Here is a 19,472-nt window from a genome sequence, read left to right on the forward strand (position 1 = left end):
AGGAACCACAGATAATGGCTATCGAGATCAAAGCCCCCACTTTCCCGGAATCGGTTGCCGATGGCACCGTTGCCACCTGGCACAAACAACCGGGCGAGGCCGTCAAGCGCGACGAACTGATCGTCGACATCGAGACTGACAAGGTTGTGCTGGAAGTTCTGGCCACCGCTGACGGCGTACTGGGCGCTATCGTCAAGAACGAAGGCGACACCGTTCTGTCCGACGAAGTTCTGGGCTCCATCGTTGAAGGCGCAGCTGCTGCCGCTGCTCCTGCTGCTGCCGCTCCGGCCGCTGCTGCTGCTGCCCCCGCTGCCGCTGAAGGCGAAGACGATCCAATCGCTGCTCCAGCCGCGCGCAAGCTGGCTGAAGAGAACGGCATCAACATCGCTTCCGTTGCCGGCACCGGCAAAGGCGGTCGTGTGACCAAGGAAGACGTGGTGGCTGCTGTTGCCGCCAAGAAAGCCGCTCCGGCTGCCGCGCCTGCCAAGGCTCCGGCTCCAGCCGCTGCTGCTCCAGTCTTCGCTGCCGGCGATCGCGTCGAGAAGCGCGTACCTATGACACGCCTGCGTGCCAAGGTTGCCGAGCGTCTGGTTGAAGCTCAATCGAACATGGCAATGCTGACCACCTTCAACGAAGTCGACATGACCGAAGTCATGGCCCTGCGTTCGAAGTACAAGGACCTGTTCGAGAAGTCCCACAACGGCGTACGCCTGGGCTTCATGTCGTTCTTCGTCAAGGCTGCCACCGAAGCGCTGAAGCGTTTCCCTGCGGTCAACGCTTCGATCGACGGTTCCGATATCGTCTACCACGGCTACGCCGACATCGGTGTTGCGGTGTCCAGCGACCGTGGCCTGGTGGTTCCGGTTCTGCGCAACGCCGAACTGATGAGCCTGGCTGAAATCGAAGGCGGCATCGCCACCTTCGGCAAGAAGGCCCGCGACGGCAAGCTGTCGATGGAAGAGATGACAGGTGGTACTTTCACCATCACCAACGGTGGTACCTTCGGTTCGATGATGTCGACCCCGATCGTTAACCCGCCGCAAGCAGCGATCCTGGGCATGCACAACATCCTGCAACGTCCTATGGCAATCAACGGTCAGGTGGTAATCCGTCCGATGATGTACCTGGCGCTGTCCTACGATCACCGTCTGATCGACGGTAAAGAGGCCGTGACGTTCCTGGTGACCATCAAGAACCTGCTGGAAGACCCAGCGCGTCTGCTCCTGGACATCTAAAAAGCAGCTGCAAGCTGTAAGCGATTCGCCTCGGGCCCTCAGGGCCGGAGGCTCCAGCTTGCGGCTTGCGGCTTCTAGCTTGCCGTTAAAAGGAACCTTTTTATGACTCAGAAATTCGACGTGGTAGTGATTGGCGCGGGCCCAGGCGGTTATGTCGCCGCAATCAAGGCCGCACAACTCGGTTTCACCACCGCTTGCATCGAGAAGTACACCGATAAAGAGGGCAAGCTGGCCCTCGGTGGTACTTGTCTGAACGTCGGTTGCATTCCTTCCAAGGCGCTGCTGGACAGCTCCTGGAAATTCCACGAAGCCCAGGACGGTTTTGCCATCCACGGCATCAACCATGCTGGCGTGACCATGGACGTACCGGCCATGGTGGGTCGCAAGGCCAACATCGTCAAAGGCCTGACCAGCGGTGTTGCCACCCTGTTCAAAGCCAACGGCGTCACCTCGATTCAGGGCCACGGCAAACTGCTGGCTGGCAAGAAAGTCGAAGTCACCAAGGCTGACGGTTCGGTTGAAGTCATCGAAGCCGAAAACGTCATCCTGGCTCCAGGCTCACGTCCAATCGACATTCCACCGGCTCCGGTCGATCAGAATGTCATCGTCGACTCCACCGGCGCTCTGGAATTCCAATCCGTACCAAAACGTCTGGGCGTGATCGGCGCTGGCGTGATCGGTCTGGAGCTGGGTTCGGTCTGGTCGCGCCTGGGCGCGCAAGTGACCGTCCTGGAAGCCCTCGACACCTTCCTGATGGCCGCTGATGCCGCTGTCTCCAAGGAAGCGCTGAAAACCCTGACCAAACAGGGTCTGGACATCAAGCTGGGCGCTCGCGTGACCGGCTCCAAGGTCAACGGCGAAGAAGTCGTAGTGACCTACACCGATGCCAACGGCGAACAGACCATCACTTTCGACAAGCTGATCGTAGCCGTTGGTCGCCGTCCGGTGACCACCGATCTGCTGGCCGCCGACTGCGGCGTGACCCTCGACGAGCGCGGTTTTGTGCACGTTGACGATCACTGCGCTACTACCGTACCGGGCGTCTACGCCATCGGTGACGTGGTGCGCGGCATGATGCTGGCTCACAAGGCCTCGGAAGAGGGCATCATGGTTGCCGAGCGCATCAAGGGCCACAAAGCCCAGATGAACTATGACCTGATCCCTTCGGTTATCTATACTCACCCGGAAATTGCATGGGTCGGTAAAACCGAGCAGGCCTTGAAAGCTGAAGGCGTTGAAGTTAACGTCGGCACCTTCCCGTTTGCCGCCAGCGGCCGTGCCATGGCAGCCAACGACACCGGCGGTTTCGTCAAAGTCATCGCCGATGCCAAGACTGACCGCGTATTGGGCGTCCACGTGATTGGCCCAAGCGCTGCGGAACTGGTTCAGCAAGGTGCGATCGGCATGGAATTCGGCACCAGCGCCGAAGACCTGGGCATGATGGTTTTCTCCCATCCGACCCTGTCCGAAGCCCTGCACGAAGCAGCTCTGGCTGTGAATGGCACTGCCATCCACATTGCCAACCGCAAGAAACGCTAAGCAATAATAAGAAACCACGGCGGTTGGCCCGTCGTGAGCCTTGTGCGCAAGACTCACCGCGGAATATCCGCTGGACTCGACCTCTCAGGGTAGCGCCACACACTGGACCGGGGCCCAGGCTCCGGGTTCAGGTGTGGCGCTGGTTTGAGAGTAGCGGTCACAGGTGGTGCGGCACTCAATCTTGAGCGCAGCGCCGAATGCGCAGTACCTAACGAAGACGGTAAAAAGCATGAATCTTCACGAGTATCAGGGTAAGCAGCTGTTCGCTGAATACGGCCTGCCAGTATCCAAAGGCTACGCGGTAGACACCCCGGAAGAAGCAGCAGAAGCTTGCGACAAAATCGGCGGCTCCGAGTGGGTTGTCAAAGCCCAGGTTCACGCCGGTGGTCGCGGTAAAGCGGGCGGCGTTAAGCTGGTTCGCAGCAAAGAAGACGCTAAGGCATTCGCTCAGCAGTGGTTGGGCAAGCGTCTGGTGACCTATCAGACTGATGCCAATGGCCAGCCTGTCACCAAGATCCTGGTTGAATCGTGCACTGATATCGCTAAAGAGCTGTACCTGGGCGCTGTCGTTGACCGTTCGAGCCGTCGCATCGTGTTCATGGCTTCCACCGAAGGTGGCGTGGACATCGAGAAAATCGCTCACGACACTCCAGAAAAAATTCTGAAAGCCACTATCGATCCACTGGTTGGCGCTCAGCCATTCCAGGGTCGCGAGCTGGCTTTCCAGCTGGGTCTGGAAGGCAAGCAAGTTGCCCAGTTCGCCAAGATCTTCGTTGGTCTGGCCAAACTGTTCCAGGATCACGATCTGGCCCTGCTGGAAGTGAACCCGCTGGTGATCAAGGCTGACGGCGATCTGCACTGCCTGGACGCCAAGATCAACATCGACGCCAACGCCATGTACCGTCAGCCTAAGCTGAAGACTTTCCACGATCCGTCGCAAGACGATCCGCGCGAAGCGCACGCTGCCAAGTTCGAACTGAACTACGTAGCCCTGGAAGGCAACATCGGCTGCATGGTCAACGGTGCCGGCCTGGCCATGGGTACCATGGACATCGTCAACCTGCACGGCGGTAAGCCAGCCAACTTCCTCGACGTGGGCGGTGGTGCTACCAAAGAGCGTGTGACCGAAGCCTTCAAGATCATCCTGTCCGACACCAACGTCGCTGCAGTACTGGTCAACATCTTCGGCGGCATCGTTCGCTGCGACATGATTGCCGAAGGCATCATCGGCGCCGTGAAAGAAGTCGGCGTGAAAATCCCGGTTGTTGTTCGCCTTGAAGGCAACAACGCTGAACTGGGCGCTAAAGTACTGGCAGAAAGCGGCTTGAACATCATCGCTGCTACCAGCCTGACCGACGCTGCTCAACAAGTTGTCAAAGCTGCGGAGGGCAAATAATGAGCGTCCTGATCAATAAAGACACCAAAGTTATCTGCCAGGGCATTACCGGTTCGCAAGGTAGTTTCCACACCCAGCAAGCCATCGAATACGGCACCAAGATGGTTGGTGGCGTAACTCCTGGCAAAGGCGGCACCGAGCACCTGGGTCTGCCAGTGTTCAACACCGTGAAAGACGCTGTAGCTGCCACTGGCGCCACCGCCAGCGTGATCTACGTTCCGGCTCCTTTCTGCAAGGACTCGATCCTGGAAGCTGCTTTCGGCGGCATCAAGCTGATCGTCTGCATCACCGAAGGCATTCCTACCCTGGACATGCTGGACGCTAAAGTTAAGTGCGACGAGCTGGGTGTTACCCTGATCGGCCCTAACTGCCCAGGCGTGATCACTCCAGGCGAATGCAAGATCGGCATCATGCCAGGTCACATTCACTTGCCAGGCAAGGTCGGTATCGTTTCCCGTTCCGGCACCCTGACTTACGAAGCTGTGAAGCAGACCACTGACGCCGGTTTCGGTCAGTCCACCTGCGTCGGCATCGGTGGTGACCCGATCCCAGGTTCCAACTTCATCGACATCCTGAAGCTGTTCCAGGAAGACCCGAAGACCGAAGCGATCGTGATGATCGGTGAGATCGGCGGTTCGGCTGAAGAAGAAGCGGCTGCCTACATCAAGGCTCACGTGACCAAGCCGGTTGTTTCCTACATCGCTGGTGTGACTGCTCCTCCGGGCAAACGCATGGGCCATGCTGGCGCAATCATCTCTGGCGGCAAAGGCACTGCAGACGAGAAATTCGCTGCTCTGCAAGACGCAGGTGTAAAAACCGTGCGTTCGCTGGCAGACATCGGCAAGGCCCTGGCCGAGCTGACCGGTTGGGCTGTCAAGTAAGCCTCGCGCTTAGCTGACGCAAAACCAGCAAAGGCCACCTTCGGGTGGCCTTTGTGCTTTCTGGCGTAGGGGACGGCTTGCCGGCGAAAAGCCTTCAGGTCCGATGCAGCCTTGGGGGAGGGCTGCGCTGGAAAGCCAGCTCCTACACAAGCCGCGCTTAGCCAATTCGGTTTCTATACGGTTCGGCTCCCAGCATGCCGGCCGGTGTGCGGGGATGGGATTAAGCCCGATGGAAATATAATTTCGAAAATGCGACATCCCAATGTCGCATATCAGAAAATTCGCACTGCGCCGGTGCGTTCGTCTTGGAGATTCGGTAGGCTACCCGCCTCTTTTTGCGTCTGCTGCCCACAAGGTAACTGCGCGCTAAACGGGTCAGTCTTATACGGATTGACAGCATTTCCCTCACCCATAAGGGAAATCCCTCTCTAAATTCCGATTCAGTAGTGTGGTATTTCCTTAATGAAAGTGTTGAAAGGCCAGGACATTCTGGCACTCGGCTTCATGACTTTTGCCCTGTTCGTCGGGGCTGGCAACATCATTTTCCCTCCTATCGTCGGTTTGCAGTCCGGACCCCATGTCTGGATGGCGGCGCTGGGTTTTCTGATCACGGCAGTCGGTCTGCCAGTGATCACCGTGGTCGCCCTGGCCAAGGTCGGGGGCGCGATGGATGCCCTGAGCAGTCCTATCGGTAAAGTCGCCGGTGGTGTGCTGGCCGCCGTCTGCTACCTGGCAGTGGGGCCTTTGTTCGCCACCCCGCGCACTGCCACCGTGTCCTTCGAAGTGGGCCTGGCGCCACTGACCGGCGAGAGCCCGCTGGCACTGTTCCTCTACAGCTCGGCCTACTTCCTGTTGGTGTTCTTCATCTCCCTGTATCCGGGCCGTCTGCTGGATACCGTTGGCCGTTTCCTGGCACCGCTGAAAATCATTGCCCTGGCAGTGCTGGGCATCGCTGCGTTTGCCTTGCCGGCCGGCACCATCGGCGAGGCCACGCCCGAGTACGTTGCTGCACCATTCTCCCAGGGCTTCATCAATGGCTACCTGACCATGGATACCCTGGGCGCCCTGGTGTTCGGCATCGTCATCGTTAACGCCATTCGTTCGCGCGGGGTCGAATCGCCTCGACTGATCACTCGCTATGCGGTGATCGCCGGCCTGATCGCCGGGGTCGGCCTGGCGCTGGTTTATGTCAGTCTGTTCCGTCTCGGTTCGGGCAGCCATGAAGTGGCTGCTGGTGCCACCAATGGCGCGGCGGTGTTGCATGCCTATGTACAACACACCTTTGGCTCCCTGGGCAGCGGTTTCCTCGCGGTACTGATCTCCCTGGCTTGCCTGGTGACCGCCGTGGGCCTGACCTGTGCCTGCGCCGAGTATTTCAGCCGGGTAACACCATTGTCCTATAAGACTCTGGTAGTGATCCTCGCGGTCTTCTCGCTGTTGGTGTCGAACCTTGGCCTCACCAAGCTGATCGCCTTCTCGATCCCGGTGCTGACCGCCATCTATCCGCCGTGCATTGCCCTGGTGGCCCTGAGCTTCTGCAAAGACTTCTGGCGGGACCAGCGGCGCATCGTTGGTCCGGTGATGCTGGTGTCTTTCGTGTTCGGTCTGATCGATGCGCTCAAGGGGGCCGGCCTGGCCGATGGCTTGCCTAGCCAGCTGTCCCACCTGCCGTTGAGCGAGCAAGGTCTGGCCTGGCTGGTGCCTTCGGTGATCATCCTGGCGGTTGCGGTGATCTTCGACCGTATTCTGGGCAAGCCGGCCGAAGCCCTGGCTTGATCCGCCGCTGATGGATCGGGACCGCCACAAGCGGTCCCTGAGTGCCAAGAACAATGCCCCGTATCCATCGATACGGGGCATTTTTTATGGGGCTTGGGCGGTGTCTTTTTCCTCGGCGTGGCGTCGAAGCAGTGTCCTTGTCTTTTGCCAACGCCTTACAGGAATTTGCATGTCGTTCGTCCAAGCCAACCTGATTCACCTACTGGCCGCTCTATGGTTCGTCGTCTGCTGGGGCGGCTATACCCGTTACGCCTCCTGGAAGGGCCGGGACACGGCCTGTCTGGCCAGTGTCCTGCACCTGTACCGCGAGGACTGGATGCGCCGCATGCTGCTGCGGGACAACCGTATCGCCGACGCCAGTGTGATCGGCAACCTGGAACGCAACGCTTCGTTCTTCGCCTCCAGTACCTTGATCATCCTGGCAGGCATCCTCACTGTGCTCGGTGCATCGGAGCGTGCGGTGTCGCTGCTGGCGGACATTCCGATGGTCCAGCAGGCCTCTCAGGGCATGTCGGAGATCAAGTTGCTGTGCCTGGCGCTGGTGTTCGTGTATGCCTTTTTCACGTTCAGTTGGTGCATGCGCCAATACAACTTCGCCGCAGTCTTGGTGGGGTCGGCGCCGATGATCGGTGAGCGACATGTCTCCGAGCAGGAGCGCAAGGCGTTTGCTTCGCGGGCAGCCCGGGTGATTTCCATGGCGGCCAACCAGTTCAACTTCGGTCTGCGTTCCTACTATTTCGGCATGACCATGCTGGCCTGGTTCGTCAGCCCCTGGTTGTTCATGCTGATGAGTGCAGGCGTGGTATTTGTCCTGTACCAGCGGGAGTTTCATTCCGATGTACTTGACGTCATGGTCTATACCCCGACAGAACCGCCTTTGGCCGATAGCCCCAAAGACGCAGTTTGAGTGGGGAGAACTTATCGATTGATCTGTTGCCCGGTTAAAAGGAGTTGGCCAATGAACAATCCGCGCGCCCTGATGTGGCTGTGCTTGTCATTCATGTTGTTGTCGGGCTGCCGGGTGCAAACCCTGTATCTGAATGGCGAAGCGCGGGGCCAGGTGGTGGATGCATTGAGCGGCAGACCAGTCGCCGGGGCCAAGGGCGCCTTGTGTGGGGCGCAGTTCCTGACTGGCGACGACGGACGCTTCCAGGTCGAGCAGGCAACCGACTGGGAGCTGGTGATGGTGCTGGCCGGCCGTGGGCCCCAGGACACTCCGCACCCTTGCTACATGAGTATCACCGCAGTCGATTACCAGACTCGCCAGTGGTTGGCACCCTTTACCGCCCACTACGACTTTCCCATCAGGCTGTTGCCCGCATCCAGTTCCTTGCACTATGCGTTGGAGTCTTCAGACAATGGAGAGGCAGGACAGCCGTTGCAGGCAGAGCCGCGTCAGGACGAGTTGTTCCTGGAGTCAGGATATTGAGCTTCATTGTGCTTAGTTAGATATTCGACAACTAAGCACAGTTGTATCGAGCCGCTGTTTTGCGGACAAGAAAAAGCCCGCACTTGGCGGGCTTTTTTGTGTTGCGCTAAAACCGACTTAGTTGGTTTTAGGTGCTGCTTCCTTGGCGCTTTCTTCAGCAGCGGCCTTGTTGGATTCAGCCTGATCTTTGGCGGCTTCGGCGTTTTCTTTCGCTGCCTCGTTCACTTTATCCTGAGCTTCGTTCATTTTTTGTTGAGCTTGCTCAGCATGTTGATTGGCATCTTGAGCTTTGTCCTCGGATTTTTTGTCGCAGGCAGCCAGACCGAGGGAAGCGGTCAGCATCAGGGCAATAGCTAAAGTCTTACGCATGGGGTGTTTCTCCTTAGTGAAGATATCTACTGGCCTTTCGATCATGGCCTTGTGATTTAAGTTCCTTGAGGCTCACAGATATATTAAGTATTCGTTTCACGGAACTTTTGTCTGCTTCATTCAATGCACATTCCTGACAATAACAAGAGGCATTAGCCATGGTGCACAACCCAATTTTCGAGCGTGCGACACGCTTTCTTTCCGCCCTGCGCCACTGTCAGGTGCTGGATATCAGGGTGCACAGCGCCTCTGTAGAAGGCATGACCCTGACCTTGCCTTATAGCCCGCAGATTGTCGGTGACCCGCAAACCGGGATCATTCATGGCGGTGCCCTGACCACGCTGATGGACAGCGCCTGTGGCATGGCTACCTTGTGCGTGCTGCCGGAGTTCGAGGTGTGTCCGACCCTGGACCTGCGCATAGACTATATGCATCCGGCAGTGCCTCATCACGATGTGCACGGTTTTGCCCAGTGTTACCGGGTCACCACCGATGTGATCTTCACCCGTGGCTTTGCCTACCAGGACGATCCCGAACGCCCGGTGGCGCACGTGGTCGGTACCTTCATGCGCATGGGCAAAGGTCTCAAGGGCAGCCGCGGGTTCGTCAACTCCCTCAAGGGGGAGCGGGCATGAGCGTGGACCTTCAAGCGCTGTTGAATCAGGTTCGCCAGCAGGGCGATTACAGCGCGTTGCTGGAGCAGATTCCCTACGCCAAATTGATCGGCATCGAGTGCACGCCACTGGGCGATGAGCTGCTGTTTCGCCTGCCGGCCAATAAGGACAATATCGGCAACCCCCTGCTGCCGGCCCTGCACGGCGGGGTGATCGCCGGTTTCATGGAGTTGGCGGCGGCCTTGCATTTGCTGATTCTCACCGGCTCGCCCGGGGTGCCGAAGATCATCGATTTTTCCCTGGACTACCTGCGTGCCGGGCAGTTTCGCGACACCTTCGCTCGCTGTCAGGTGTGCCGGCAGGGGAGGAGGGTGGCCAATGTCGCGATCACGGCCTGGCAGAGCACCGCCGATGAGCCAATTGCTACCGCCAGGGCACATTTCAAGATCGAAGAGAGTCTTGCCCCTTGAAATCCTGCGAGCGACCCCCACTTTCATGTCATCCCGCCGCCCTCCGCTTCCGGAACGCGGCCACAGCCATCTGATTGGAGTTTGATGACCATGAGTGTGGAAACTCAAAAGGAAACCCTGGGCTTCCAGACCGAGGTGAAGCAACTGCTGCACCTCATGATCCATTCGCTGTATTCCAACAAGGAAATCTTCCTTCGCGAATTGATCTCGAACGCCTCTGACGCCGTCGACAAATTGCGCTTCGAAGCCCTGTCCAAGCCTGAGTTGCTGGAAGGTGGCGCCGAACTGAAAATCCGTGTGAGCTTCGACAAGGACGCGAAAACCGTCACCCTCGAAGACAACGGTATCGGCATGAGCCGTGAAGATGTGATCACCCACCTGGGGACCATCGCCAAGTCCGGCACCGCCGATTTCATGAAGAACCTCACCGGTGACCAGAAGAAGGACTCGCACCTGATCGGTCAGTTCGGCGTGGGTTTCTACTCCGCGTTCATTGTTGCCGACCAGGTTGAAGTGTTCAGCCGTCGTGCCGGTCTGCCCGCCAGCGAAGGCGTGCACTGGTCGTCCAAGGGCGAAGGCGAGTTCGAAGTTGCGACCATCGACAAGGCCGAGCGCGGTACCCGCATCGTTCTGCACCTGAAGTCCGGTGAGGACGAGTTCGCCGATGGCTGGCGCCTGCGCAATATCATCAAGAAGTATTCCGACCACATCGCGCTGCCGATCGAGCTGCCCAAAGAAGCCGCTGCCGCTGAAGGCGAAGAGAAACCTGCGCTGGAGTGGGAAACCGTCAACCGCGCCAGTGCCCTGTGGACCCGTCCGCGTACCGAGATCAAGGACGAGGAATACCAGGAGTTCTACAAGCACATCGCCCATGACTTCGAGAACCCGCTGAGCTGGAGCCACAACAAGGTTGAAGGCAAGCTTGAATACAGCTCGCTGCTTTATGTTCCGGCGCGCGCACCATTCGACTTGTACCAGCGCGAAGCGCCGAAGGGCCTCAAGCTCTACGTGCAGCGCGTATTCGTCATGGATCAGGCTGAGTCGTTCCTGCCGCTGTACCTGCGTTTCATCAAAGGCGTGGTGGACTCCAACGACCTGTCGCTGAACGTCTCGCGGGAAATTCTGCAGAAAGATCCGATCATCGATTCGATGAAATCGGCACTGACCAAGCGCGTCCTCGACATGTTGGAAAAACTGGCGAAGAACGAGCCTGAGCAATACAAGGGCTTCTGGAAGAACTTCGGCCAGGTGATGAAGGAAGGCCCGGCCGAAGACTTCGCCAACAAGGAGAAGATCGCCGGTCTGTTGCGCTTTGCCTCCACCCAGGGCGACGACGGCGAGCAGAATGTGTCCCTGGCCGACTACCTGGCTCGTGCCAAGGAAGGTCAGGACAAGATCTACTTCCTCACCGGCGAATCCTACGCCCAGGTGAAGAACAGTCCGCATCTGGAGGTCTTCCGCAAGAAAGGCATCGAAGTGCTGCTGCTCACCGACCGTATCGACGAGTGGCTGATGAGCTACCTCAACGAATTCGACGGCAAGAGCTTTGTCGACGTGGCGCGTGGTGATCTGGACCTGGGCAATCTGGACTCGGAAGAGGACAAGAAGGCTGCCGAGGAAGTTGCCAAGACCAAGGAAGGCCTGGTTGAGCGGATCAAGACCGCCCTGGGCGAGAGCGTCAGTGAAGTACGGGTTTCCCACCGCCTGACCGATTCGCCGGCGATCCTGGCCATCGGCGAGCAGGACCTGGGGCTGCAAATGCGCCAGATCCTTGAAGCCAGCGGGCAGAAGGTTCCGGACTCCAAGCCGATCTTCGAATTCAACCCGAGCCATCCGCTGATCGAGAAACTCGACGGCGAGCAGAGCGAGGAGCGGTTTGGCGACCTGTCGCACATCCTCTTCGATCAGGCGGCCCTGGCGGCCGGTGACAGCTTGAAAGACCCGGCGGCCTATGTGCGCCGACTGAACAAGCTGCTGGTTGAACTGTCGGTTTAACCACGTTGCAAGAAAAACCCGCTTCGGCGGGTTTTTTCATTCTGGTGTCCCCCTACTGGAGAAGATGAGTCATGAGTCAAATCACAGTGCGTTCCGTGGTCTATCAGATCGATGGCCAGCCCTATGAAGGTCGACTGGCCTTCGATGCCGCCCACCAGGGCGCTCGTCCGGGGTTGCTGATGGCGCCTAACTGGATGGGTGTCAGCGCCGGTGCGCAGAAGATCGCCGAGGCGGTGGCGGCCAAGGGCTACGTGGTACTGATTGCTGATCTGTATGGGCAGGCGGTACGTCCCAGCGACGCCAACCAGGCCGGTGCAGCGATGATGCCTCTCAAGGATGACCGGGCGTTGTTGCGCAAGCGCATGCAAGCGGCGTTCAGCGCCTTGCAGAGCCAGACCGAGGCTGCCGTGGACAGCTCGAAGCTGGCCACCTTCGGTTTCTGCTTTGGCGGCTGCTGCGCCCTGGAGCTGGCCCGCAGCGGTGCGCCGGTGAAAGCTGCGGCCTCCTTCCACGGCACTCTGGACACCCCCAACCCTGCTGACGCGAAGAACATCAAGGGCTCGGTGCTGGTGTTGCATGGCGCGGCTGATCCTTTGGTCGCCAAGGAGCAACTGCCGGCCTTCGAGGCGGAAATGGATGCGGCGGGTGTGGACTGGCAACTGGTCAGCTATGGCGGTGCGGTGCACTCCTTCACCGATACCCACGCCAATGTACCGGGCAAGATGATGTACGACGCCAAGACCTCGGCGCGGGCCTTCGCCACCATGCATTACCTGCTGGACGAAGTCTTTAGCGGCTGACCCACCGACCCTGATCCCGTAGGAGCTGGCTTGCCAGCGAAGGCGTCAGTGAGAGCAACGCCAGACTCACAGGCCTGTTCGTCGGCAAGCCGGCCCCTACCGATCAGTGGCGAGCGGGTGGCAATTCGATGCGCTCGCTTTCTCCCGGCACCTGGGGCCAATCCCCGGCGGCCCAGCGTTGGCGAGCTTCATCGATACGTGCCGGATCGCTGGCGACGAAGTTCCAGTTGATCCGCCGTGGTCCGTCCAGGGGCGCGCCACCGATCAGTACCGCGTGACAGTCGCTCTCGGCGAACAGGGTCACGCTTTCTCCCTCCGGCAACACCACCAGCGAGTGCGCGCTGATCGCTTCTCCATCCAGGTGTGCCTCGCCGTCCAGTACATACAGGGCGCGTTGTTGATGCTCGGTAGGGATCAGCAGGCTGGTAGCGGTCTGCAAATGCAGTTCGGCGTACAGGGTGGGAGAGAGCACCGGCACCTGGGACTCCAGGCAGAAACCCGTTCCGGCAATCATGCGGATTGTCACCCCGAGGTTGGCGCTCACCGGCAGCGTAGCGGCCGGGTGGTGGCTGTAATGCCCCGGGCCTTGCTCGTGCTCTTTGGGCGAGGCCAGCCAGACCTGCAATCCATGCATCTCGAAATCCTCGGCCAGCAAGGCCTCGGGGGTGCGCTCGACATGGGCGATGGCGCTGCCGGCCGTCATCCAGCTGACGTCTCCGGCCTGGACAATCTGATCCGAGCCCAGGCTGTCCTTGTGCTGGATCTGTCCGCTGAACAGGTAGGTCAGGGTCGAGAGGCCGATATGCGGATGCTGGCGGATGTTCATGCCTTTGCCGGCGGGGTAGGGCGTGGCCAGCATATGGTCGAAGAACACGAAGGGCCCGACGCTGCGGCACTGCGCCGAAGGCAGGGGGCGGAGGATGGGCTGGCCTTCAACGTCCTCGATACGGGGACGGATCACGAGGGGAGAATTCATGGCGGATACCAGGCTGATCGGGTTATGCCCGGGAGCATAACCCGCTTGTGCCAGTCTTGCCGCTACTGGCTGAAGGCGCCTTCGGAGAGGTGAGTCTCGATGCTGACTTCACTGGTGGTCATCAGTTTGTGGATCGGGCAACGGTCGGCCACCCGGTGCAGCTCATCGCGCTGGGCGTCAGTGAGCACGCCCTTGAGGGTCAGTTTTACATGCAGGGCGTATTTGCCTTGCTGCTCCTGGCTGTTGTCGTGCTTGAGCTCCACCGTGACTCCGGTGAGCGGGATGTTTTTTTTCTGCGCGTAAAGCTTCAGGGTCAGGGCCTTGCAGGCACCCAGAGCGGCATCGAAGTAGTCGTGGGGCTCTGGTGCAGTGCCTTCGCCCCCGGCGTACTGGGGCAGGTCGGTGAACAACTGATGGTCATCCACTTGGATGCTGTGGCGGAAACCTTCGCTGGACTCGGTATTGACGGTAATGGTCATGGCAAACCTCAGGCAGTGATGAATATCGGATCAGGCTGTAAAGGTGCTGAAGTTATAGAGCATGGGAAGGCACAGGCGTTCCCCTTTTTCTGAACCTGCTGCCTGGGCGCAGGGTCTACCCGGCTTCAACCCTTCGGAGACGCTGTGGTGCACTGGAATCATTTATACGGAACGTGCCTTGGGGTGTTGCTGATGCAACTGCCCTGTGGGGCGGCCCAGGCACGGGATTACCGCTACAGCGATGCTCACATGCATTACGTGGACTTCTTCCAGGAAACCGCGGGCATGGATGCGTTGCTCAAGGCCATGGCTGACAACCGTATCGAACAGGTCATGATTTCCGGCATTCCGGTGGCCAAGAAATGGCACGAGGATGAACCCAAGCGTCCACGTTATTACGCCGGTGACGATGCTGATGCCTATTGGTACAGCGCCACCGATGTGCTGGTGGCGGCTGCGGTGAAGCAACTGTCCCCTGAGCAGCGTCAGCGTTTTCATCCCTTCCTGTCCGGTTTCAATCCCAATGACAAGAACTCTGCGGCGCATATCCAACGCATGCTCGACCTTGATCCGGGCCTGTGGCAGGGCATCGGTGAAGTCTTCACCCGCCATGACGACCTCACGGCTTTGACTGCCGGTGACACGCCACGGGCCAACAACGAGGCGATGACCAAGATCTATCATCTGGCGGCGGAGAACGATCTACCGGTCATGCTGCATTCCAACATCACCTCCAAGCGCGAACGCAACCCGCTGTACCTGGCAGAAATCGAAGAGCCGTTGCGCAACCATCCTCATACGCGCTTCATCTGGGCCCATGCCGGCACTAGCGCCGAGATCCATCGTCATCAGGTGCGCCTGGAGTTTCTGTTGCCCACCCTGGCGCGGCTGCTGGACAGCTACCCGAATCTCTACATAGACCTGTCCTGGAGCTTGCTCACGCCCTATCTGCTGGATGAGCAGGGCGAGCCCCGCCAGGAGTGGCTGCAGCTGGTGGAGCGCTTCCCGGAGCGCTTCATGCTGGGGTCGGATGTGGTGGGACGGTTCAACAAGCTGGGGCGGGAGCTGCACAGCTTCGATGTCTTCCTCGATGCCTTGCCCGAGGATGTGGCGCGTCAGGTGGCCCATGACAACTTCCTCGCGATCCTCCCCGCCCGCCACCGCAGGTAGGCGCCTCGCCCTGGTCGCAGACTGTCATCAGCCTGTCACGCCTGCTTCATAAGCTCGCGCCATCTCAATCAAGGAGCGCGATATGCACTTCACTCGTACCAGCGCCCTGGCGGCGCTGATGATTTTCAGTGGCCTGGCCAGTGCCGAAGTTCGTCTGGAAGGCCCTGTGGAATATGGCCTGTTCGAAGGGCCCAAGGCCGAGCTGCAGTCGGGGGAGCGGGTGCTGCGCCGCAGCAACGAGAAGATCCAGCCAACCTCGGTGGTGCCCGCCAAGCTGGGGACCAAATTCGGCATGCGCTACCAACTGCTGGGCAAGGTGGCCGAGGATCAGCCCCTGACTCTGCTCTACCTGACTCCGGGTATCCGTACCCCGGACGGTGCGCGCCATGACAAGTTCGAGATCACCCAGAAGCTGGTGCCCAATGCGCCTCAGGATGTGATGGCCTACGAATTCACGGAGAGCCACGAAGTGGTGCCCGGCGAATGGCACTTCATGGTCTTCCAGGGTGACCGTTTGTTGGCAGAACAGCGATTTTCTGTGCGCTGAATCGTTTTACGCCCAGGTATTGGAGTGCTAGGGCGTTTTGATATCACGTTTTTGTCTTACGCAATTTTCCAACGGCCCGATACCGTCTAAGAGCACCCTGCTGCAAGTTCTTGCAGCGCTCTAGGAAGGAGCCAGAGGAATGAGCCTCAGAAGTCTCAATATCGCGCCGCGCGCAAGCCTGGGTTTCGGCTTGCTGGCGCTAATGGTGTTTGCTCTCGGGGCATTCGCCCTGATGCAGATGGCCAATATGCGTCAGCAGTCCGATGAGGTGGAAAGCAATTGGCTGCCCAGCGTCATGTCGGTCGGTGACATGAGTCAGGACCTGCTGCGCATCCGCGCCCTGACCCTGCGTCTGCTGATCAATCGCGACCCGCAGGCGATTGCCCAGAACGAAAACAAGATCAACGACATCAAGACTGGCCTGGGGGCTGCCCAGGGCCGCTATGAGTCATTGATCGTGCTGCCCCAGGAGCGGATCCTGTTCGATCGTTTCAAGGTCATTGAGAAGCAGTACCTGCAGCGCCAGGCCCAGGTCATGGCCTTTTCCAGCCAGAACCAGCTGGAAGAGGCGGTCAAGGTGGTCAATGGCGAAATGAACCAATTGGCCGACGAAATGGCGGCGACCCTGCATGACCTGATCGAGTTGAACAAGCAGAGCGCGACCCAAGCCACGGACCTGGCCCAGGCCGTGTTCAGCAAGTCACGGGTCTGGGTGGTGGGCATGATCGTGTTGGCGGCGCTGGTCACCATTGGCCTGGCATTGTTGCTGACCCGCAGTATCGTCCTGCCCCTGGCCCAGTCCCTGAGTGTCGCCGAGGTGGTGGCCGGCGGTGACCTGACGGGGGATATCACGGTGGTTGGCAAGGATGAGCCGGCACGCCTGCTGCAAGCGCTCAAGGCCATGCAGCACAGTCTGCGGGAAACCATCCGGCGCATTTCCGATTCTTCCAGCCAGTTGGCCTCCGCCTCGGAAGAGCTCAGTTGCGTGACCGAGGATGCGACCCGGGGCCTGCATCAGCAGAGCCTGGAAATCGAGCAGGCGGCCACCGCGGTGAATCAGATGACCGCCGCGGTGGAGGAGGTGGCCAGCAATGCTGTGGCCACGTCCGAAGCCTCTCGGGAGTCGGACCGGATCGCCCAGCATGGGCGTGAGCAGGTGCATCAGACGGTGCTGTCCATCGAGTTGCTGGCCGAGGATGTGACGACCAATGCCAGTCAGGTGGAAGACCTGGCACAGAAGGTCTATGGCATCAGCAAGGTGCTGGATGTGATTCGCTCCATCGCCGAGCAGACCAATCTGCTGGCACTGAACGCGGCCATCGAGGCTGCGCGAGCCGGGGATGCCGGGCGCGGGTTTGCCGTGGTGGCGGATGAAGTGCGGGCCCTGGCCCATCGGACCCAGCAGTCGACCCAGGAAATCGAGCAGATGATCGGTGGTATTCAGCAAGGCACCGACCAGGCGGTCAGTTCCATGCAGCACAGCAACAGCCGTGCCCGCTCGACCCTGGAAGTGGCCAAGGCGGCGGGGCAGGCGCTGGAGGAAATCGCTTCGGCCTTCACCCTGATCAACGAGCGCAATATCGTGATTGCCAGTGCCTCGGAGCAGCAGGCAGCGGTGGCGCGGGAGGTGGATCGCAATCTGATGAACATCCGTGATCTGGCGCTGCAGACCTCGGCGGGGGCCAACCAGACCAGCGCCGCCAGTCAGGAGCTGTCGCGGCTGGCGGTGGATCTGAACACCATGGTGGCGCGCTTTTCGGTGTGAGGTTGTTTGGCCGGCGATCCGCTTCATACAGGTGGCGTAGGAGGCGGCTTGCCAGTGAGCTCCAGGCGAAAAAAAGCCCCGAACCAGTCGGGGCCTTTTTCATTCGGCGAAGCCGCGGGGCTTACTTGCCCTGCCAGCGTTTCAGCACCAGGGTGGCGTTGGTGCCACCGAAGCCGAAGCTGTTGCTCATCACGGTGTTGATGGTGGCATCTTCGCGAGTCTTGGTCAGGATCGGCATGTCGGCCACTTCCGGATCCAGCTCGTCGATGTTGGCCGAACCGGCCATGAAGTTGCCTTCCATCATCAGCATGCAGTAGATCGCTTCGTGAACGCCGGCGGCGCCCAGGGAGTGACCCGACAGGCTCTTGGTGGAACTGATGGCCGGGGCCTTGTCGCCGAACACTTCACGCACGCCCTTCATCTCGGCAACGTCGCCGACCGGAGTCGAAGTGCCGTGGGTGTTCAGGTAGTCGATCGGTGCGTCGACGGTGGACATGGCCATTTCCATGCAGCGGATTGCGCCTTCGCCGCTTGGAGCCACCATGTCGTAGCCATCGGAAGTGGCGCCGTAGCCGACGATTTCCGCGTAGATCTTGGCGCCACGGGCCAGAGCGTGTTCCAGCTCCTCGACCACCACCATGCCGCCACCGCCGGCAATGACGAAACCGTCACGCTTGGCGTCGTAGGCGCGGGAGGCCTTTTCCGGGGTTTCGTTGTACTGGGTGGACAGGGCGCCCATGGCATCGAACAGGAACGACTGGGTCCAATGCTCTTCTTCACCGCCACCGGCGAAGACGATGTCCTGCTTGCCCATCTGGATCTGTTCCATGGCGGTACCGATGCAGTGAGCACTGGTGGCGCAGGCAGAGGCGATGGAGTAGTTCAGGCCCTTGATCTTGAACGGTGTGGCCAGGCAGGCGGAAACGGTGCTGCTCATGGTCCGCGTTACACGGTATGGGCCAACGCGCTTGACGCCTTTCTCGCGCAGGATGTCCAGCGCTTCCATCTGGTTCAGGGTCGAAGCGCCGCCGGAGCCGGCGATCAGGCCGGTGCGGGGGTTGGACACTTGCTCTTCGCTCAGACCGGAGTCGGCGATGGCGTCTTTCATGGCCAGGTAGGCGTAAGCCGCCGCATGGCCGACGAAGCGATAGATCTTGCGATCGATCAGCTCTTCAAGGTTCAGGTCAATGGAGCCGGAAACCTGGCTACGCAGACCCATTTCGGCATATTCCGGGTTGAAGCGGATGCCAGGGCGACTTGCACGCAGGTTAGCGGAGACGGTCTCTTTGTCATTGCCCAGGCACGAAACAATGCCCAGACCAGTGATAACGACGCGGCGCATGCGGATAACCCTTAGAAGTTGTCAGTTGAGGTAAACACGCCGACCCGAAGGCCTTCGGCGGTATAGATTTCGCGGCCGTCAACGCTGACCGAACCATCGGCGATGGCCATGTTCAGCTTGCCCTTGAGCACGCGCTTGATGTGAATGTTATAGGTGACTTTTTTCGCGGTCGGCAGTACCTGGCCGAAGAATTTCACTTCCCCCGAACCCAGGGCGCGGCCGCGGCCCGGCAGGCCTTGCCAGCCGAGGAAGAAACCGACCAGCTGCCACATGGCATCCAGGCCCAGGCAGCCCGGCATCACCGGATCGCCTTCGAAGTGGCAAGCGAAGAACCACAGGTCTGGAGTGATATCCAGCTCAGCGACCAATTCACCTTTACCGTACTTGCCACCCTCTTCGCTGATATGGGTGATGCGATCCACCATCAGCATGTTGGGGGCGGGCAGTTGCGCGTTACCTGGGCCGAACAGCTCACCGCGACTGCAGCGCAGCAGGTCTTCCCGAGTAAAGGCGTTTTGTTTGGTCATGCGAGCTCCTCAATAGTCCCGTGCGGCAGGGTTGGGCAATCTTCCCGGCCGATCGAAGCGTTCATGCCTCGAGCCGGCAGCCTACTCATAGACTATTGCGTTGTAGTGAAAGTCACAGCGCAAAGGGCATGAATGTACACTTGTGCACTGAAATTTTTTTTG

19 protein-coding genes and 1 pseudogene are annotated in these 19,472 nt (G+C 59.7%); 15 read left to right on the top strand and 5 right to left on the bottom strand.

Features of this window, described 5'->3' with window-relative positions; all coding sequences use genetic code 11:
* The first annotated feature begins 14 nt into the window (after positions 1-14).
* From odhB to ACSSVC_RS12615, 7 genes are all read left to right on the top strand, one after another.
* Positions 15-1,235 carry a 2-oxoglutarate dehydrogenase complex dihydrolipoyllysine-residue succinyltransferase gene (gene odhB / locus ACSSVC_RS12585; RefSeq protein WP_492612339.1) on the top strand — a complete coding sequence of 407 codons (1,221 nt, stop codon included), beginning with the start codon at positions 15-17 and terminating at the stop codon, positions 1,233-1,235.
* Between the two features lie 102 nt (positions 1,236-1,337).
* Positions 1,338-2,774, top strand: a complete 1,437-nt coding sequence (gene lpdA / locus ACSSVC_RS12590) for a dihydrolipoyl dehydrogenase (protein WP_346631947.1) — start codon at positions 1,338-1,340, stop codon at positions 2,772-2,774.
* A 229-nt stretch (positions 2,775-3,003) separates the two neighbouring features.
* Positions 3,004-4,170: an ADP-forming succinate--CoA ligase subunit beta gene (gene sucC, locus ACSSVC_RS12595; RefSeq protein WP_009047768.1), complete on the top strand. Its 1,167-nt coding sequence runs from the start codon at positions 3,004-3,006 to the stop codon at positions 4,168-4,170.
* A complete protein-coding gene (gene sucD, locus ACSSVC_RS12600; RefSeq protein ID WP_003223019.1) occupies positions 4,170-5,051 on the top strand; it encodes a succinate--CoA ligase subunit alpha in 882 nt (293 codons plus the stop codon). The genes sucC and sucD overlap by 1 nt, the downstream gene beginning before the upstream one ends.
* A 462-nt stretch (positions 5,052-5,513) precedes the next feature.
* Complete coding sequence (gene brnQ, locus ACSSVC_RS12605; RefSeq protein ID WP_346631946.1) at positions 5,514-6,827, top strand: branched-chain amino acid transport system II carrier protein; 1,314 nt, start codon at positions 5,514-5,516, stop codon at positions 6,825-6,827.
* A gap of 169 nt (positions 6,828-6,996) precedes the next feature.
* The gene (locus tag ACSSVC_RS12610) at positions 6,997-7,734 is read left to right on the top strand and encodes a DUF599 domain-containing protein (RefSeq protein ID WP_346631945.1); all 738 of its coding nucleotides are present in this window, start codon (positions 6,997-6,999) and stop codon (positions 7,732-7,734) included.
* A gap of 51 nt (positions 7,735-7,785) precedes the next feature.
* Positions 7,786-8,256: a hypothetical protein gene (locus tag ACSSVC_RS12615; RefSeq protein ID WP_346631944.1), complete on the top strand. Its 471-nt coding sequence runs from the start codon at positions 7,786-7,788 to the stop codon at positions 8,254-8,256.
* Positions 8,257-8,373: 117 nt separating this feature from the next.
* On the opposite strand, the gene ACSSVC_RS12620 is transcribed toward ACSSVC_RS12615, so the two are convergent.
* Entirely contained in the window at positions 8,374-8,625 is a 252-nt protein-coding gene (locus ACSSVC_RS12620; protein ID WP_016968094.1) for a hypothetical protein, read from the bottom strand.
* A gap of 158 nt (positions 8,626-8,783) precedes the next feature.
* Between ACSSVC_RS12620 and ACSSVC_RS12625 the strand changes: the two genes are divergently transcribed.
* From ACSSVC_RS12625 to ACSSVC_RS12640, 4 genes are all read left to right on the top strand, one after another.
* Positions 8,784-9,260, top strand: a complete 477-nt coding sequence (locus ACSSVC_RS12625; RefSeq protein WP_492612340.1) for a PaaI family thioesterase — start codon at positions 8,784-8,786, stop codon at positions 9,258-9,260.
* Positions 9,257-9,709, top strand: a complete 453-nt coding sequence (locus ACSSVC_RS12630; protein WP_346631942.1) for a PaaI family thioesterase — start codon at positions 9,257-9,259, stop codon at positions 9,707-9,709. Before ACSSVC_RS12625 ends, ACSSVC_RS12630 begins: the two co-directional genes overlap by 4 nt.
* Positions 9,710-9,799: 90 nt before the next feature.
* The gene (gene htpG, locus ACSSVC_RS12635) at positions 9,800-11,704 is read left to right on the top strand and encodes a molecular chaperone HtpG (RefSeq protein WP_346631941.1); all 1,905 of its coding nucleotides are present in this window, start codon (positions 9,800-9,802) and stop codon (positions 11,702-11,704) included.
* A 71-nt stretch (positions 11,705-11,775) separates the two neighbouring features.
* A complete protein-coding gene (locus ACSSVC_RS12640) occupies positions 11,776-12,504 on the top strand; it encodes a dienelactone hydrolase family protein (RefSeq protein ID WP_346631940.1) in 729 nt (242 codons plus the stop codon).
* A 103-nt stretch (positions 12,505-12,607) separates the two neighbouring features.
* Here the strand turns inward: ACSSVC_RS12640 and ACSSVC_RS12645 are convergent, their stop codons facing one another.
* Together ACSSVC_RS12645 and ACSSVC_RS12650 are read right to left on the bottom strand one after the other, a co-directional pair.
* Positions 12,608-13,480, bottom strand: coding sequence for a pirin family protein (locus ACSSVC_RS12645; protein WP_346631939.1), 873 nt, complete (start codon positions 13,478-13,480; stop codon positions 12,608-12,610).
* 62 nt (positions 13,481-13,542) lie between these two features.
* Positions 13,543-13,959 carry an OsmC family protein gene (locus ACSSVC_RS12650; protein ID WP_346631938.1) on the bottom strand — a complete coding sequence of 139 codons (417 nt, stop codon included), beginning with the start codon at positions 13,957-13,959 and terminating at the stop codon, positions 13,543-13,545.
* 192 nt (positions 13,960-14,151) lie between these two features.
* On the opposite strand from ACSSVC_RS12650, the gene ACSSVC_RS12655 reads away from it, so the two are divergent.
* From ACSSVC_RS12655 to ACSSVC_RS12670, 4 genes and pseudogenes are all read left to right on the top strand, one after another.
* Positions 14,152-15,129 (top strand): amidohydrolase family protein, encoded by a 978-nt coding sequence (locus tag ACSSVC_RS12655; RefSeq protein WP_404938748.1) that lies wholly within the window; start codon positions 14,152-14,154, stop codon positions 15,127-15,129.
* 82 nt (positions 15,130-15,211) lie between these two features.
* Positions 15,212-15,676, top strand: a complete 465-nt coding sequence (locus tag ACSSVC_RS12660; protein WP_346631936.1) for a DUF3859 domain-containing protein — start codon at positions 15,212-15,214, stop codon at positions 15,674-15,676.
* 139 nt (positions 15,677-15,815) lie between these two features.
* Positions 15,816-16,586 (top strand): annotated as a pseudogene (locus ACSSVC_RS12665) (MCP four helix bundle domain-containing protein); the annotation flags it as partial.
* Positions 16,578-17,441: a methyl-accepting chemotaxis protein gene (locus ACSSVC_RS12670; protein WP_372342471.1), complete on the top strand. Its 864-nt coding sequence runs from the start codon at positions 16,578-16,580 to the stop codon at positions 17,439-17,441. The pseudogene ACSSVC_RS12665 and the gene ACSSVC_RS12670, both read left to right, overlap by 9 nt.
* Before the next feature lie 121 nt (positions 17,442-17,562).
* Here ACSSVC_RS12670 and fabB read toward each other — a convergent pair whose 3' ends face one another.
* Both fabB and fabA read right to left on the bottom strand, forming a co-directional pair.
* Complete coding sequence (gene fabB / locus ACSSVC_RS12675) at positions 17,563-18,783, bottom strand: beta-ketoacyl-ACP synthase I (protein ID WP_123723831.1); 1,221 nt, start codon at positions 18,781-18,783, stop codon at positions 17,563-17,565.
* An 11-nt stretch (positions 18,784-18,794) separates the two neighbouring features.
* Positions 18,795-19,310, bottom strand: coding sequence for a 3-hydroxyacyl-[acyl-carrier-protein] dehydratase FabA (gene fabA / locus ACSSVC_RS12680; RefSeq protein ID WP_011060067.1), 516 nt, complete (start codon positions 19,308-19,310; stop codon positions 18,795-18,797).
* Positions 19,311-19,472: the final 162 nt, after the last annotated feature.

Source organism: Pseudomonas sp. E1BtOHC1, assembly GCF_058744285.1.